10 protein-coding genes and 1 pseudogene are annotated in these 15,941 nt (G+C 48.9%); 5 read left to right on the top strand and 6 right to left on the bottom strand.

Going from position 1 to position 15,941, the window contains the following annotated elements; genetic code table 11:
- Positions 1-14: 14 nt before the first annotated feature.
- From A0G03_RS04745 to A0G03_RS04725, 5 genes and pseudogenes are all read left to right on the top strand, one after another.
- Positions 15-419: pseudogene (locus A0G03_RS04745) on the top strand (5-methylcytosine restriction system specificity protein McrC); the annotation flags it as partial.
- Positions 420-699: 280 nt separating this feature from the next.
- Positions 700-4,248, top strand: a complete 3,549-nt coding sequence (locus A0G03_RS04740) for an AAA domain-containing protein (protein WP_048258463.1) — start codon at positions 700-702, stop codon at positions 4,246-4,248.
- A 142-nt stretch (positions 4,249-4,390) separates the two neighbouring features.
- A complete protein-coding gene (locus A0G03_RS04735) occupies positions 4,391-4,819 on the top strand; it encodes a GNAT family N-acetyltransferase (protein ID WP_048258464.1) in 429 nt (142 codons plus the stop codon).
- A 90-nt stretch (positions 4,820-4,909) separates the two neighbouring features.
- On the top strand, positions 4,910-6,031 hold the full coding sequence (locus A0G03_RS04730) for a ribosomal protein uL16 3-hydroxylase (RefSeq protein ID WP_048258465.1): 1,122 nt from the start codon (positions 4,910-4,912) through the stop codon (positions 6,029-6,031).
- A gap of 296 nt (positions 6,032-6,327) precedes the next feature.
- Complete coding sequence (locus A0G03_RS04725) at positions 6,328-7,458, top strand: lipase family protein (RefSeq protein WP_053075280.1); 1,131 nt, start codon at positions 6,328-6,330, stop codon at positions 7,456-7,458.
- 54 nt (positions 7,459-7,512) lie between these two features.
- Here the strand turns inward: A0G03_RS04725 and A0G03_RS04720 are convergent, their stop codons facing one another.
- The 6 genes from A0G03_RS04720 to A0G03_RS04695 form a co-directional block, all read right to left on the bottom strand.
- Positions 7,513-8,703 carry an ABC transporter permease gene (locus A0G03_RS04720; protein WP_048258466.1) on the bottom strand — a complete coding sequence of 397 codons (1,191 nt, stop codon included), beginning with the start codon at positions 8,701-8,703 and terminating at the stop codon, positions 7,513-7,515.
- A complete protein-coding gene (locus tag A0G03_RS04715) occupies positions 8,697-9,815 on the bottom strand; it encodes an ABC transporter permease (protein ID WP_048258467.1) in 1,119 nt (372 codons plus the stop codon). Before A0G03_RS04715 ends, A0G03_RS04720 begins: the two co-directional genes overlap by 7 nt.
- The gene (locus A0G03_RS04710) at positions 9,815-10,813 is read right to left on the bottom strand and encodes an HlyD family secretion protein (RefSeq protein ID WP_048258468.1); all 999 of its coding nucleotides are present in this window, start codon (positions 10,811-10,813) and stop codon (positions 9,815-9,817) included. The genes A0G03_RS04715 and A0G03_RS04710 overlap by 1 nt, the downstream gene beginning before the upstream one ends.
- The gene (locus A0G03_RS04705) at positions 10,810-12,231 is read right to left on the bottom strand and encodes a TolC family protein (RefSeq protein ID WP_048258560.1); all 1,422 of its coding nucleotides are present in this window, start codon (positions 12,229-12,231) and stop codon (positions 10,810-10,812) included. Before A0G03_RS04705 ends, A0G03_RS04710 begins: the two co-directional genes overlap by 4 nt.
- A gap of 492 nt (positions 12,232-12,723) precedes the next feature.
- On the bottom strand, positions 12,724-14,163 hold the full coding sequence (aspA, locus tag A0G03_RS04700; protein ID WP_005971181.1) for an aspartate ammonia-lyase: 1,440 nt from the start codon (positions 14,161-14,163) through the stop codon (positions 12,724-12,726).
- A gap of 253 nt (positions 14,164-14,416) precedes the next feature.
- Positions 14,417-15,412, bottom strand: a complete 996-nt coding sequence (locus A0G03_RS04695) for a LysR family transcriptional regulator (RefSeq protein ID WP_039289739.1) — start codon at positions 15,410-15,412, stop codon at positions 14,417-14,419.
- Positions 15,413-15,941: the final 529 nt, after the last annotated feature.

The following is a 15,941-nucleotide window of genomic DNA, read 5'->3' as shown; positions in this document are numbered from 1 at the left end:
CCCGTGTTGCTGAGAGCTGGTTTATGCTGAAGCCTGATTTTTTAATTACAAAGAGTCGGCATCAGTTGGTTCTCGATGCGAAATGGAAACTGTTAGATACAAGACATAGCGACCGCAAACGAAAATATGAAATCAGTCAGGCAGATCTTTATCAAATGTTTGCTTACGGACAAAAATATCTGCATGGGCAAGGTGATATGATGTTGATCTACCCTCGTCATCAATCTTTCAATATGCCATTGCCTGTGTTCCGGTTCGATAAACATCTGGCCCTGTGGTGTGTTCCGTTTGATCTTGAACGGGGGCTGTTGGTCGGTGGAGAATGGCAGTCCTATTTTGATTGTTTTAATGCGTTAGAAGAAAATATATCCAGTGCTGAAAATATTAGCTTTTCCTTTCAGTATAGGGATATGAGTTAATTATCATAATATCTGGAGCGTACTACGCCTCTGAAACTAGAATCATTTAGGATATACGATTAATAGGGAATAATGCCGACTGCTTTACTCGTTATGTTTTCATTGTTCCGCATTTTTATGATCGTGAAGTTGTCATGTGCTAATTATATTTTTCATCAACTTTTATAATTAGTTAGATTAAAAATTATTTATCCAGAGTAATTTCTTAAAGCCTGATTTTCTCTGGTTTCCAGTTTGGAATAGTCAACGTATCAATCACAAAATAGGTGCAGGTATAACAATGGATGGTGATTATTTAGCTTTTTCTCGCTACTTGCGCAATTCACTGGCTGATGCTGAGTTTGGTCGGGGGGCCTTCAAAAAAGGTGACGCTAGCTCATTTACGTTGTGGTCATGTGATGAGATGAAATGTGGTCGCGTGAGTGCTCCCACGCTGGATGCGCTATTTTCTAGCGAGCCTCCAGAAACAGCGTGTATTGAAATTGTGTTGCGCCCTTATGTTTATCAACTGCTGGTGCAGCATGGTAAAGAGCGTTTCGCGGGATTACCCGGAACGATTACCCCTATCGTTACCTCTGCAATATTGTCACGCGATGGTTATATATATCCGGGAACGATAACCACGATCCCCAGAGATCTCTTGGAACCATTGCCACTGGGAACATTTTCCATTGGCACTGTCACTGATTACGATCGCTATAAAACGTTGAACGGTACAACCAGTATTGATTATCCACAGACGAATTTTACTGATGAGTCCGACGAACAGCGTGAAAAGAGAGCGGCCCAGTATCTTAAAGACTGGGCGAAATATCTAAGCGATTGTGATGCGCTTTTAAACAATGTGGCAGGAGACTGGCTTGGATCTCCTGATGAATATCTTAAAGCAGAAAGTGGATTTATTCAGAAAAAAGCCAAATCAGATGGCGCGGGGCAACACATTCTCCCGTTGTACGATCATTTTATAAATAGTCAGATCTCGTCACCCTTATTTTCCCGTTTTTCCAGCCTGCAAAGCCCATCTCTGAAGCCACTGCTTCCCCCGTCTTCGGGATTTGCTAAACGACTGGCCCATTCTGGCGATAAATTTCCATTGGCAGATGCGCAACGAGATGCCTTGAGTCATTTCTTAGCAACGGAAGAAGGTGATATTCTCGCCGTCAATGGTCCCCCAGGAACGGGTAAAACAACATTACTGTTGTCCATTATTGCGACACTGTGGAGTCGAGCCGCACTGGAAAAATCAGAGCCTCCGATTGTGATTGCGACATCGACTAATAACCAGGCTGTGACAAATATTATTGAAGCATTTGGAAAAGATTTTTCAATCGGCAGTGGTGTAATGGCGGGGCGCTGGTTGCCTGAAATTCAGAGCTTTGGTTGCTATTTCCCTTCATCAACAAGAGAAGACGAGGCGAGTAAGCGAGGGTTTCAAACTGAGTCTTTTTTTGATGCAAAGGAAAGTCTCGACTATGTTGAAAAAGCGGAGCGAGAGTTTTTAAAAAACGCTCAGGCTGCTTTCCCGACAGAGGGACAACATACGGTTAAAGAGGTTGTAGAGTTGCTTCATCAGGAATTGCTCCAGAATTCCAATGGGCTATCAAATATTGAGTCTGCATGGCAGCAACTCTGTCTGGCTAAAGACGTGTGTCGGAAAACGGCCATAGATATAGATGCGCATTTGCAAGAATTGGTCACAGTTTATGCTGGTGAAGAAGATATATGCCATAAACTTGTTGAGATGCAAAAAGATTGGGATGACTTTGTTGCCAGAGAATCGCTGATATATTCCCTTTTTTATTGGCTCCCACCAATAAAAGCCAAAAGACTCTCTTTTATACGGACATTTTTCCGTCGTTATGCAGAAAATATCTCATCGTTGATTACTTGGTCACAGCCTTCAGATATTGCGCAGCATATAGAAACAGTGATAGCAGATACGCAAAAACGTGTTCGAGAATGCGCCGCTACGCTCAATGAAGTTCGTCCCCTTATTGAACGTAGAACTGCTGCGCAAGATAAGTGGGCAGAAGCATTGCTATCTATCGGGTACTCAGGACTACGAGAGTTAACGTTGCCAGAAGCTGATGCGCTGGCTGATAAAACACTACGTTTTTCCTCATTTCAGCTTGCAACCCATTACTGGGAAGGGCGTTGGCTAATGGACATGCATAAGCTTAGTGAAGTCGATAGAAAAAAATGCCAGGGTGGAAAAGATATAGGAAAAAAACCAGCGTTGTCGCGCTGGCATCGGAGAATGAAGCTAACGCCCTGTGTGGTCATGACAAACTATATGTTGCCGAAAAAAATGAAGATTAAGCAGTTTGTCAGCCAAAATAACTATAATGATGATTATCTCTACAATATTGCTGATTTATTAATTGTGGATGAGGCTGGGCAGGTATTACCCGAAGTTGCGGGAGCATCGTTCTCATTAGCTAAAAAAGCATTGGTTATCGGTGATACAAAACAGATTGCGCCTATTTGGAATGTTGCACCCGCTATCGATATAGGTAATGTCGTGGCGCAGAAGATTTTGTCTGAGCATTCTAAAGATCAACTTCATGAAGATTACGACGTCTTCTCTCAATCGGGTAGAAGTGCAGCCTCAGGCAGCGTCATGGCTATCGCACAGAATGTATCCCGCTATCACTATGATAAAAACATGCCCCGTGGGATGTATCTCTATGAGCACCGACGCTGTTTAAATAATATTATCAGTTACTGCAATGAGTTATGTTATGACGGAAAACTTATTCCAAAACGCGGAAATGAGGTCGATAATTTATATCCTCCGATGGGCTACCTTCACGTAGATGGAAAAGGTGTTAAAGCCAACAGTGGGAGTCGATATAACTTACTTGAAGCCGAGACTATAGCCGAATGGATTGCTGATCAGCGACAAAAAATTGAAGATAAGTATAAAAAGCCAATTTATGATGTTATTGCTGTCGTGACCCCTTTTGGTGAGCAGGCCAAAATTTTACGTAAAGAGATGTCTCAACGGGGAATTTATTCTTTCGATGATGGGGACAGTAAAAATGTCCTCACTGTTGGAACGGTACATTCCCTACAGGGAGCTGAAAGGCCTATTGTTATTTTTTCTCCCGTCTATTCAAAACATGAGGACGGCTCTTTTATTGATGATGACTCGAGCAAACTAAACGTTGCTGTTTCCCGCGCAAAAGACAGCTTTTTAGTCTTTGGGGATATGGATCTGTTCGAGATACAACCTCGTTCTACACCACGTGGCTTACTTGCACATTATCTTTTTAATAGTGCCCAGAATGCCCTTTCATTCGTTTATAAAAAGCGTCCAGATCTCGCATCATCGGTGGCAGAGGTAAAATCATTACATGGGTCAGAAGAGCATGATGAGTTTCTCTTAAGAACATTTGAGCAAGTCGATAAAAAAGTCATGGTTGTTTCCCCCTGGATATCACTGAAACGGATGGAGCAGACCGGTTTTCTGAGTTCAATGGCTGAGGCTCGTCAGCGCGGTGTTGATATTCTTGTCGTGACCGATCGGGACTTTAATACTGAACATCATGATTGTGATGTTGAGAATGAAAAGAAAATCAAATTGTCTAAAACGCTTGCGCATCTTCAATCAAGCGGTATTAAGACCAGATTGGTGAATCGCGTGCACAGCAAAATTGTTATTGGCGATGATAATTTGTTGTGTGTAGGTTCTTTTAACTGGTTTAGTGCATCTCGGGATAATTGGAATGTTCGCTATGATACGTCTCTGGTTTATCGGGGAAAGAATCTTACACCGGAAATCGATACTATAAAGAGTTGCCTACAGCAACGTTTGATTCAGTCTTAACGTTTTCTCTCTGGATGTCTAAATCGAAAAAATACGGTTTAGACATCTTATTCGTTGAGGCTAATTTTTGTGGTGAATAAAAAGTAATATCAATTATATTCGTATTGTTAAATTTTATAATTTCTATTCTTCTGGAGGACTCGTGGAATTAATCGTGACGCACGACATTACCGATAACGATCGGGAAGCGCTTTTTGCTGGCCTTAGAAGCTACAATCGTCAATTTATTAGTCCTGCTTCTTTTGGGCAATTGGGTATTTTTCATCGAAATAGCGCCGGAGTGATGACGGGCGGGCTGATCGCTACACGGAAAGGATTATGGCTGTGTATTGATTATTTGTGGGTAGGAGAAGAATCCAGAGGCCTGAAGCTCGGCAGCGCTTTGGTGAGAGAAGCGGAACAGGAAGCGATTCGTCTTGGGTGCCGCCATGCGCTTGTGGATACGTTTAGTTTTCAGGCACTTCCCTTCTATGAAAAGCAAGGTTATCAGCTACAAATGTCTTTACCTGATTTTCCTGAGGAAGGAATGTTAAGACATTATCTAATAAAGAAAAATATGCAGGCTGCATGATAGTTATCCACCCATTGACCAATGACAAGGTAGTTCAGTTATCACCTTCTTTATAATCATGCCCGTTTATCTTCTCACTGGTGTGAACGTATGGCTTACCAACTTAATCTTAATTGGCCCGAATTCTTAGAAAAGTACTGGCAAAAACAACCTGTTGTATTGAAGAACGCTTTCCCAAATTTTGTCGATCCGATTACGCCAGATGAGTTGGCTGGTCTGGCTATGGAGGCGGAGGTCGATAGCCGTCTGGTCAGCCATAAAAATGGTCAATGGCAGGCCAGCAACGGGCCGTTTGAGCATTTTGATAATCTGGGTGAAACTGGTTGGTCGCTGCTGGCTCAGGCGGTGAACCACTGGCATGCGCCGTCTGCTGAACTCGTGAGCCCGTTCCGCGTATTGCCGGATTGGCGTCTAGACGACCTGATGATCTCCTTTTCTGTACCGGGCGGTGGCGTTGGTCCGCATATCGATCAGTACGATGTCTTTATCATTCAGGGGATGGGTAGCCGCCGCTGGCGCGTGGGCGATAAACTGCCGATGCGTCAGTTCTGCCCGCATCCTGCGCTGCTACATGTTGATCCTTTCCCGCCGATCATTGATGAAGATCTTGAGCCGGGCGACATTCTCTATATTCCACCAGGTTTCCCGCACGACGGTTTCACTCATGAAACCGCGCTTAACTATTCCGTGGGGTTCCGTGGGCCGAACGGTAGAGACTTAATCAGCAGCTTTGCTGACTACGTACTGGAAAACGATCTCGGTGGTGAGCACTATAGCGACCCTGATTTGACCTGTCGGGAACATCCAGGACGGGTTGAAGACTATGAGTTTGACCGTCTGCGCGAGATGATGATCGATGTGATTAATCAGCCGGAAGCGCTTAAAGCGTGGTTCGGTCGTTTTGTGACGACGCCACGCCACGAGCTGGATATCGCTCCGGCGGAACCGCCTTATGAGCAGGACGAGATTGTGGGTGCGCTGATGGACGGCGACGTGTTGACGCGTCTGAGCGGGCTGCGGGTTCTGGAAGTAGGCGGTAGCTACTTCATCAACAGCGAACGGCTGGACACGGTCGATCCGAAAGCGGCTGATGCCTTGTGTCGTTACACTGTTCTCGGTAAACAAGAGCTGGGCGAGGCGCTGGAGAATCCGGCTTTTGTGGCTGAATTAACCGCGCTGGTTAATCAGGGTTACTGGTTCTTCGACGAATAAATTCCCTTCTCTTTAGCGGCTTCTGAGCACGTATTGCATGACGTGATTTGGGAGCCGCGCATTATCGTCCGAATGGCTCGTTGTATAAAAAGCGTATAGGTTCATGCTGCTAATATTCGGCTATCAACCTGACGTCAGTAACGCCAATGTGAAGATCGTTATGACGTTAACTTCTCTTGGCTAAATATTAACTATCCATTGAATTTATTGATAAAAAACCATTCCCTCACGCAATTTAATCAATAACTGAACTATCTTTAGAGCGAGACCCAATTAAATAACTCTGGAGAAATGCCATGTTTCATTTGCCTAAGCTAAAGCAAAAACCCTTAGCGTTACTTCTCGCGATCTCTGTCGGCATGATGGCTCCGTTTGCTTTCGCAGAAACGAAAACACCCGGTACCCTGGTAGAAAAGACGCCGTTAGATACGAAAAACGGCCTAATGGAGGCGGGGGAACAATATCGGATCCAATATTATTCGAAGAGTGGAGTCGATGGCGAAAGCCTACGGGAAGACACCGGCGCGGTTTTCATTCCCAAAGGTGAGGCGCCAAAAGAGGGCTGGCCGGTCGTGGTCTGGACGCATGGGACGATTGGCGTGGGAACATCCTGCGCACCGTCTCTCAATCCGCGTTCCGCTCGGGATTCTCAGTATCTGAATACCTGGCTATCGCTGGGGTTTGCCATTGTGGCACCGGATTATGCGGGGCTTGGGTCTGCCGGCTTGCATCACTACCTCAATTCACGCGGTGAGGCATGGAGCGTGTTGGATAGCGTCAAAGCATCACTGACCGCATTCCCGCTGCACAATCAGTTGACTATCGTCGGCCAGTCGCAGGGGGCACATGCGGCCTTTGCGAGTACGGGCTACCAGCCGAGTTATGCACCGAACCTGAATATCGCATCGACCGTATTGACCGGCACGCCCTACTTTGATGACAAAACCTCGGCGGCAGAACTTTTTGCCGGGGGAAGCGGAGAGGGCGGCGATCCTAAAATCCCTTATGTGATGTATATCTATCTGTCAGCGGCCGATACGAATAAAGGGCTTAATGTCGATGATTATTTTACGCCGAAAGCTGCAGCTCTTGTCGCTGACGCACGTACCATGTGTATCGGTGAACTGACGCAAAAGGTGATGGCCGAGGGGTTGAATGCGAAGAATAGCCTGAAGCCTGCGATCCAGAAATTACTGGATAGCCAAACCGCGAGCTTGCGCTACAACACACTCAATGTTACCCCTCCAGTCTTTATCGGGATTGGAACCGAGGACATCAACGTGCCTACCAAAATGCAGCGTCACTTTGCGGAAGATGTCATTAGTGCAGGGACGTCAGCCGATGTGCATGAATATAAAGGCATGGACCACAGCGAAACGGTTAACGTTTCACTGCGTAATTCAGTTCCTTTCGTGTTGGGAAAATAGTTAGACAATACAGCAACACCGTAAACCTCTTGTCCCGGTGCGTCTGCCGGGACATTAGTGTGCTAGCCATCGACGCGTAGCCTGATTTTCCCGACGGTATTGCCGTTGCCGATACCCGAGCGTACCCCACGCCAGCAGGCCGTACAGCCCTGCCAGCATCCACAGATGCCACCAAAATGCGCCGATCTGGGTGAAATCCGCGCCCATCTGATTAAGACGCAATATTCCCTGAATCGTGAAGACAGCAGGAACCCACTGCGCAAGCCAGTTCAGAGGTGCAGGGATCATTTCCACGGGCCAGATGAAGCCAGCAAGAAAGACAATCGGAATGGAAGACAGCAGCACCGCCTGACTGGGGAGATCTTTGCGCGTAAAGGCGGCTCCGATCACCACGCCGAGCCACAGTGTCGAGAGTAGAAAAGGCAGGGTAAACAGCAGCAGTTGGCTCATGCTAGCCTCACGTGCAATACCGTAGGCATCGAGACAAAAACCGAGCATGTAGAGAAGCGAGAGCAGGTAGGCACTGCCAACGACCAGCGTGCGTGCCAGAAGCAAACGCCACGGCGCGGCGTATTGCCAGTAGCGAACGTCGCCAGATCGCGTGCGCTGATTTTGTCCGGCACCGAGCAGGCCGCATCCCATCAACAAAATTTGATGCAGTATCAACATGAAAACACCGGGGACGACGTAATCGACATAGCCCATGGTTGGGTTAAATACCGGTACGGCATTCAGGGATGTTGCCTGCCACTGCGAGCTGGCTGCGGGTATCCCTTCTCCCTGAGCAAGCAGGCGTGAGATTTTGACCTGTGCACCAGCCGTTCCCCCGACTGTCGCCAGAGACTGCGCGATTGCGCCGTAGATCAGGAAGTAGCTGGCATCTGCTGAGTAGCTTACCGTGACGCTTTTTCCCTGCATGATATCGCGATAGAAGTGGCGCGGAATGTAGAGAATCCCTTTCGCTGCGCCATGCAGAAGCAGCGTTTTTGCTTCATCCAGCGTATTGCGCTGCGCCACCAGCTGTACCTCCGGCGTGGCGTCAGCCATAAATGCCAGACGGCGCGAGAGCTGTGTTCCATCTTCATCAACCAGCACCACTGGCAGCTCGCGCGGTGTCTGCGCGAGGTAAGGGCGCGGATAGAGAAAGGAATAGAGCAGGATGCCACCGAACAGGGTGAGTAAGATCGTCGGATCTCTCAGTAAACTGCGGAGCTCAAAGCGGATGAGTGTGGTGAATGTCAGCATGCCGCCTCCTTGTCACCGGATCGGTAGCGCCACAACGTGAGCGGTAGCAGCAGCCAGAATAAGGCGAGCGTTGCCAACGCGGGGGCGATCTGAATGATTCCGGCACCGTAGCTGGTGATGGCAATCGAGATATCCCCATAGTGGGCGACGGGCAGTAACTGCCGCCAGAATGTGGCGAATGTCTCCATCGCTGCTGCTGGAAAGGTGATGCCCATAAACGCCAGTCCGGGCGCCATTAACGCTCCGACAATGGAAACGGCGCGTGCCGGGTCGCGAATCAGCGCATAGAAGGCCATGCCCAGTGCGACGCAGGCGCCGGCGGTCACGCCGATCGAGATAAATAACAGCAGCGCTGAACCGTTGAGTGGGTAATCGAGCAGGCTATACAGGCCATAGCTCCAAATGCCGCCCCATGCCCAGCCAATCAGCCAGTGCGCCAAAAATTTATAACCGATGGCGGCAGTGGGATTCTCTGGCACCCAATGCGCCCCGTACTGATCTTCCCGAGCCAGCGTATTCAGGCCGTACAGCGCGAGCAGCACCGACCAGATCGAGGGAATAATCGCGTTCAGCAAAAACTGGGCGTAGTTGGCATTCTGGTTAAACAGTGCAGTAATCTGCCCGCCAATCGGCACTGCCAGTCCTTTAGCTTCGGGAACGGCTGCTCCCTGAGATAACGCCTGCACGACGGCAATTTTTCCGTTAAAGGTACCCGCTACCAGCGATAACGTGCTGTTGATGACTTTGGCAATCAGCACAAACTGCCCGTTATTCCAGGCGGTAATGGTGGGTGACGTTCCCAAGCGGATATCACGCTCAAAATGGCGTGGAATCACGACCAGCGCGTAGATCTCGCCGCCGCGTAATGACGTCGCGCCTTCGGCCACCGCTGAGAACTGATGGTTCAGGTTGAAAGAGGATGAGGCATCCAATTCTCGAGCGAACTGGCGCGACATCGTGCTGTTATCCAGATCGATCAAGCCGATGGGGAGTTCGCGGACAATAGCGCCAGAGAGCGTCCACCAGGCAATCAACATGGCGAACAGAGGCAGCCAGAGTGCTAAGGCCATTCCCCAGCGATCGCGCCACAGAGCCTTCCATTCGCGCATCATCACATTTCTACCAGTGCGCTCATGCCAACGCGTAGCCCGCTAATGGGTTGAATGGGTCGTGCTTCTACTTCGAACGTACGCATATCAAACCCTTGTCGGGTATCCGTCGCTCGCCATGTAGCAAAATCCCCCATGACGGAAACGTAAGACACTTTAAACCGGAATGTCTGGTTGTTTAATGCTGGGATGCGTGCCTCAAACTCGGTGCCCATTGCAAAGCGCTCAAGGAGATCTTCGCGCACCGCCAACTGTATCCAGATGTCGCTCATGTCCAGCAGGGTGACCACGGGAAAACCCTGTGGCGCAATTTCGCCGTTGCGTAGCAGCACATTGCTGACTTCACCCGTGTGTGGGCTGACGACGCGCGCCTCTGCTAGGTAGGCTTCCACTTCGGCGACGGAACCTGCGGCCATACGGGCTTTTTCCTCTGCGGCAACCAGTGTTTCTTTACGTGTGCCTTCGAGCGCCATTTGGTATTCCTGCCAGGCCATTCCTTCGGTGTAGCGCGCGGCATCCCACGACGCTTTGGCTTCATCCCGTTTTTGCAGCGGCAACACACCTTCCTGATAGAGATTTTGCACGCGCAGGTAGGTCTTATTGCTAAGCTCGGAACCGGCTTTGGCTTTTTGCCACTGATCTTTTGCAGCGGCGATCTGCTGCTCACGTGCGCCTTTTTTGGCCTCCTGTGCCACTGCGCCTGCCGCGGCTTCACCCGCTTTCGCCTGTTCCAGCTTGGCATCGAGTTCTGGCGTCAGGAGTGTGAAGACGAGATCGCCAACGTCGAGCTGCTGGCCTTTTTCTACTCGCACATCAGCAATACGGCCCGGTACTTTGGAAGAGACTGAATACTGCTGTGCTTCGATTTGCCCCTGTAGCCGTATAGGCTCGGGCTGGTAGGCAAGCCAGAAGCGATACGCTATCCAGACCACCACAATCACCAGGATGGCCTGAAGGATCCATTTGCGTTTCGAACGCGAAGAAGAGGGGGATTGTGTCATTGCGTCACCTGTATGGCGTACTGAGTCTGGTAGTCGGAGAATCGGTTCAACTGGCTGGAGATGGCCATCAATCTGGCGATGGAAACCACGTAACGATAGGCTGCGGAGGCTCGCTGTGTCTTGGCTCCGGCTAACTGATTCAGCGCATCAACCACGTCCAGTGAGGTAGACATTCCCTGCATAAAGGCTTTGTTGCGTAACTGAACATTCTCTTCCGCCAGTTTTTGCGTGGAGGACAGCGAGTTGAATTCCTCCAGCGCTTGTCGAGCGTCTCGCCATGTGGTTTCGACCAAGACCTCAAGGTTTTGCCGCATATCGGCTTCCAGATAATTAACCTGCATTTCTGCACTTTTTGCGGCAGCAATATTATCGGAACGGCCTTCACGGCTGATGAGCGGGACGGAAACGCCGACGCCGACCATCCAGTCTGGCGTCGTTCTGGCTGCTAGCGTGTCCTGTTCGTAAAGCTGATAGTTGCCGAACAGGAACACGTCGGGGGCATATTTGGCGCGTTCAATACGGATAAGATCCTTGGCCTGATCGCGCTTGGCTGAGAGCACTTTTAAACCGGGGTGCGTATTGAGCGTTTGTTTCACCAATGCAGGCAGTTCGGGAAGTACTTTGTTGATGAACAGAGAAGAAGAGGGCGTTGCACCTTCCGTCTTGATTAGTTTCGCGAAGACAATTTCGGTCGTCTCCAAACTGCGACGCGCCTTTTGTGTTTCGATTCGCGCCATGTCATAAGCGGATTGTGCGGACAGCACCTCGACTCTGGCAATTTGCCCCTGAGCCTCCAGTTTGCGAGCGTGGTCATAATGCTGCGCCATGCCTTTTTCAATATCTTGACGCGTCTTGATCACCTGATGTGCCATCACCACGCCGTAATAAGCCTGCGCGAGCGCTTCAAACTGCGCTAGCGTGCGGATGATCAGCATTTGTTCTGCCTCATTCACCTGCGCTGCCCGAATCGACTGAGCGGCATCAATTCGACCTCCGGTGAATAGCGGCCAGACGACTTGAACGGAACTGGTTACCACGTTTTGTTCTGTGAAACGGGTGACGAAGGGATTGCCGCTGATGTTAACAAGCTGGTTTAGTGCGGCGAAGATGTCTCGATGATTTGCCAGCGGATTAAGGTCACGGGCGTCTAGTTCGACAGGTTTGTCGAGACGCGTATAGCTTGCGCCTACGTTGATCTGCGGCCAGTAGAGGCCTTTAGCCGATTCTCGCAGGGACTGCGCTCGATCGACCCCCGCGTGTTCGGCAGCAATGCTGTCATCACTTTGCAGCAAGCGGACCCAGGCCTGATTAAACGTAATAGGCTGTCCAAATGCCGTGGAGGCCCAGCACTGTAATAGCAACAGCGCCGCGGGGAAATAAGCCAGAAATCGTTTTTTGCCGTAGGTTAATCGAGGCATGCCAAGTGAAATCATCCTTTTACCCAAATGCCGCCAAATTGATAAAATAAGCCCGCTGAAAAAGCGAGGCCTGTATATACCCGTCATACTTCAAGTTACATGTGTGTTGGCTGCGTTCACTCACCCGAATCACTTACCTGAGTAAGCTCATCGGGATTCCTTCCCTTGCCGCCTGCCTGAAACTCGAATTATTTAGGGTATAGGATAAAGAAACAGGGCTAACGCTGAGGTAAACAAACCGCGCTACCCCTATTATTTTTCGGAGATGATTTAGTTTTGGTCTAAATCCCAAATTATTCAAATAATATAAGGGATTGAATTGGAAAATTTATTTTTAGGGAGGATATGCGGTGCGGGATAAGTGGCGAGTCGTTAATGACGCCAGCATTCTTCTAATAAAAATAATATCTTAATATATAATTAGCCAGAAAAGACTCGGAGTTTCCTCCGAGCCAGTGTGACAATAATCAAGCTAGTGATAAAAAACGATAATTAAACGGCTTCGTTTTCGTCGGTGTAGCGTTTGGCTTTGTAGGCTGGGTGCATCAGGTTCTGGATAGAGAAAATGTCGTCCAGTTGTTCTTCGGTGAGCAGGCCGCGCTCCAGAACGACTTCACGCACGCTCTTGCCGGTTTCGGCACAGATTTTTCCAACGATATCGCCGTTGTGGTGGCCGATGAACGGGTTCAGGTAGGTTACGATACCGATAGAGTTGAATACGTAAGCTTCACACACGTCTTTGTTGGCGGTGATGCCGTTGACGCATTTTTCCAGCAGGTTGTAGCAAGCGCTAGACAGAATCTGGATGGACTCGAACATCGCCTGTCCGATAACAGGTTCCATCACGTTCAACTGCAGCTGGCCTGCTTCTGCCGCCATGGTGACGCAGGTATCGTTGCCGATCACTTTGAAGCACACCTGATTCACGACTTCTGGTACAACGGGGTTAACTTTGGCTGGCATGATGGACGAGCCCGCCTGCAATTCCGGCAGGTTGATTTCGTTCAGGCCAGTACGCGGACCGGAAGACAGCAGGCGCAGGTCGTTACAGATCTTCGACATTTTAACTGCTACGCGTTTCAGGGCGCTGTGCATCATGACGTAAGCACCGCAGTCGGAGGTTGCTTCGATCAGATCTTCAGCCGGTACGCAAGGCAGGCCGCTGACTTTTGCCAGGTGCTGAACAGCCAGTTTCTGGTACTCATCCGGTGTGTTCAGACGTGTACCGATGGCGGTGGCGCCCAGGTTCACTTCCAGCAGCAGCTCCGCAGTACGCAGCAGGTTACGGTTTTCTTCTTTCAGCAGTACGTTGAACGCGTGGAATTCCTGACCGAGCGTCATCGGTACCGCATCCTGCAACTGGGTACGGCCCATTTTCAGGATGTTTTCGAATTCTTTCGCTTTGCGCTCAAAGCCATCACTCAACTGAGTAATCGCTTCGACCAGTTTCAGGATTGAGGTATACACCGCGATACGGAAACCCGTCGGGTAAGCATCGTTGGTGGATTGGCATTTGTTCAGGTGGTCGTTCGGGTTCAGGTACTGGTATTCACCTTTCTGATGACCCATCAGTTCCAGACCGATATTCGCCAGCACTTCGTTAGTGTTCATGTTGACTGACGTACCCGCACCACCCTGATACACATCGACAGGGAACTGATCCAGGCATTTACCGTTATTCAGCACTTCATCACAGGCTTGCAGAATAGTGTCGGCAATTTTACGCGGGATGGTTTGCAGTTCTTTATTCGCCAGTGCGGCTGCTTTTTTTACCATCACCATGGCACGAACAAATTCTGGAATATCGCTAATAGTGCTATTGCTGATATAAAAGTTCTCAATCGCACGCAGCGTATGGATACCATAATACGCGTCAGCGGGGACTTCACGAGTGCCTAACAGGTCTTCTTCAATACGGATATTCGTTGACATGGGGCTTCTTCCTTTTTCTTGTTCGATGTACGTAGCATCGCTTTCAATATTAAAATTATGATTTTTAAGGATTATTGTTTCCTGTTTTTGCATTTTTAGGTAACAAAAATCCATCACGACTTTGATAAAATCATGACTAAAAAAGAGTTCTCGGGGAGACGAACGTTGAATAAGCATCGTTAAATGACTATTGGTGGATATATTCCTCCATTTTTGCTGCGTCTCCCAATCGTTAAAAATGATACCTAATAGGTTATTCCGTATTATCTGGGTTAATCTCAACCAGCTTTTCTATTCCACGGTTCAGCGTTTTCAATTTTGGAACAAATACGGTTTTGATAATGTCATGCGTGACATCGCACGCTTCTTCAAAGAACGCACTGTATTCATCGCGGTGCCCGATAATATAAAGCGAACGCTTGATATTCAGCTGTTCCGGCATATGTGTTAGCACCTCGCGAGAGTGAGCAACGGATTGCAGGAAGCTGAGAGGGGTGGTTACTGCCCAACCGATGCCTGCCGCCACCATCGACGTTAACGTATCCGCATTATCAAATTCGAGCATGTTCGGCACGCGGATATCGATGCGGCGCAGGTAGCGCTCAATCTGCATTCCAATCTGCGAGTTCCGGTTAAAGCGCACCAGCGGCAGTGCGGCGGAAAGCTCGCGGATATCCTCAACCGTTTTGATGCGTTTGCGGTAATCCGGCGGCGTGATAATGAAATAGCCTTCGGAAAACAGCTGATGGCGCACCACGCTATCACTGTCGATCAACGGGTCGCTGGTTACGATCAGATCCAGCTCGCGGCGCATGAGCGCTTCACCCTGCTGTGGGCTGAGCCCAGTACGAATCAGCAACTGCGATGAACTTTTCATCAAACTCTTGGTAAACACGGAACCGCAGGTGATGGCAAACGAATCGACCAGCCCAATACGCAAGTCGGGTTTGATTCCTTTTCCCGCCTCCAGCACCTGTGCCTTGAGGTTTGCGATCTCCTCCGTCAGGATTTCTCCTCGGTTTTTCAACGCAATGCCATAGGGCGTCAGGACAAAGGGACGACGAGCCCGGTTAACCAACTTGACGCCAAAATCTTCTTCCAATAAGCGGATCGTTTGCGAGATGGCAGAGGGCGTCAGGCCTAACCGCGTAGCGGCTGCCGTCATGCTTCCTGCTTCCGCCATCGTCACAAAAACATAGACGGCGTACATATCGATCGATTTATTGGCGGACACTGTGCGTTTAACCATGTGAGTTTGCCTACGCTGCAAGGTGAATGTCGTCGAAATATGAAGCGTTAGTCTATCTCATCTCGCTGACTACGACCTCGCTAACTGATGTCAGAATAGTCGGCTAACTTCAGAAAAAATACAGGTTGCATCACTGATTAATTTTTTCTTATTTCTAGCTTTAGCGGATCTGAAGATATGGCATTCATGGATTTTACTGCATGAAATAGCATAGAGAAGGACGAAGGATCCCAACAGAAGCTGGCAGTATTTTCGGTAAATAAATAGCCATTATTGAGAAACGGCGAGTCAATAAAATGAGCGTAGAGGGACGGGGGAAAGATTCGTCATAGGGTGGAAAATGCGCCTGTATTTCAAAGGACTAAGGTATGACATTTCCATTTAACAGCTTGTTGACACCTTTGTTACGATACGAAATACTCTCTTACGGATTTACATCCGTTGGCGTTTAATTTCTTCATTTTTTACGCTAATTCAACGAGATAAATATAAAAACTGATTTCGTACCTTGTCCACTTTATTCACATTG

The organism is Pectobacterium peruviense (assembly GCF_002847345.1).
Lineage (GTDB): Bacteria > Pseudomonadota > Gammaproteobacteria > Enterobacterales > Enterobacteriaceae > Pectobacterium > Pectobacterium peruviense.
The sequence above is the reverse complement of the archived record's forward strand: the minus strand, read 5'-3'. Positions and strand labels throughout refer to the sequence as shown.

Bases quoted from the DNA above. Each gene is read 5' to 3' on its own strand.
- A0G03_RS04740 (WP_048258463.1), top strand. From the start codon at position 700: ATGGATGGTGATTATTTAGCTTTTTCTCGCTACTTGCGCAATTCACTG.
- A0G03_RS04720 (WP_048258466.1), bottom strand. From the start codon at position 8,703: ATGCTGACATTCACCACACTCATCCGCTTTGAGCTCCGCAGTTTACTG.
- A0G03_RS04695 (WP_039289739.1), bottom strand. From the start codon at position 15,412: ATGGTTAAACGCACAGTGTCCGCCAATAAATCGATCGATATGTACGCC.
- aspA (WP_005971181.1), bottom strand. From the start codon at position 14,163: ATGTCAACGAATATCCGTATTGAAGAAGACCTGTTAGGCACTCGTGAA.
- A0G03_RS04725 (WP_053075280.1), top strand. From the start codon at position 6,328: ATGTTTCATTTGCCTAAGCTAAAGCAAAAACCCTTAGCGTTACTTCTC.
- A0G03_RS04715 (WP_048258467.1), bottom strand. From the start codon at position 9,815: ATGATGCGCGAATGGAAGGCTCTGTGGCGCGATCGCTGGGGAATGGCC.
- A0G03_RS04705 (WP_048258560.1), bottom strand. From the start codon at position 12,231: ATGCCTCGATTAACCTACGGCAAAAAACGATTTCTGGCTTATTTCCCC.
- A0G03_RS04730 (WP_048258465.1), top strand. From the start codon at position 4,910: ATGGCTTACCAACTTAATCTTAATTGGCCCGAATTCTTAGAAAAGTAC.
- A0G03_RS04710 (WP_048258468.1), bottom strand. From the start codon at position 10,813: ATGACACAATCCCCCTCTTCTTCGCGTTCGAAACGCAAATGGATCCTT.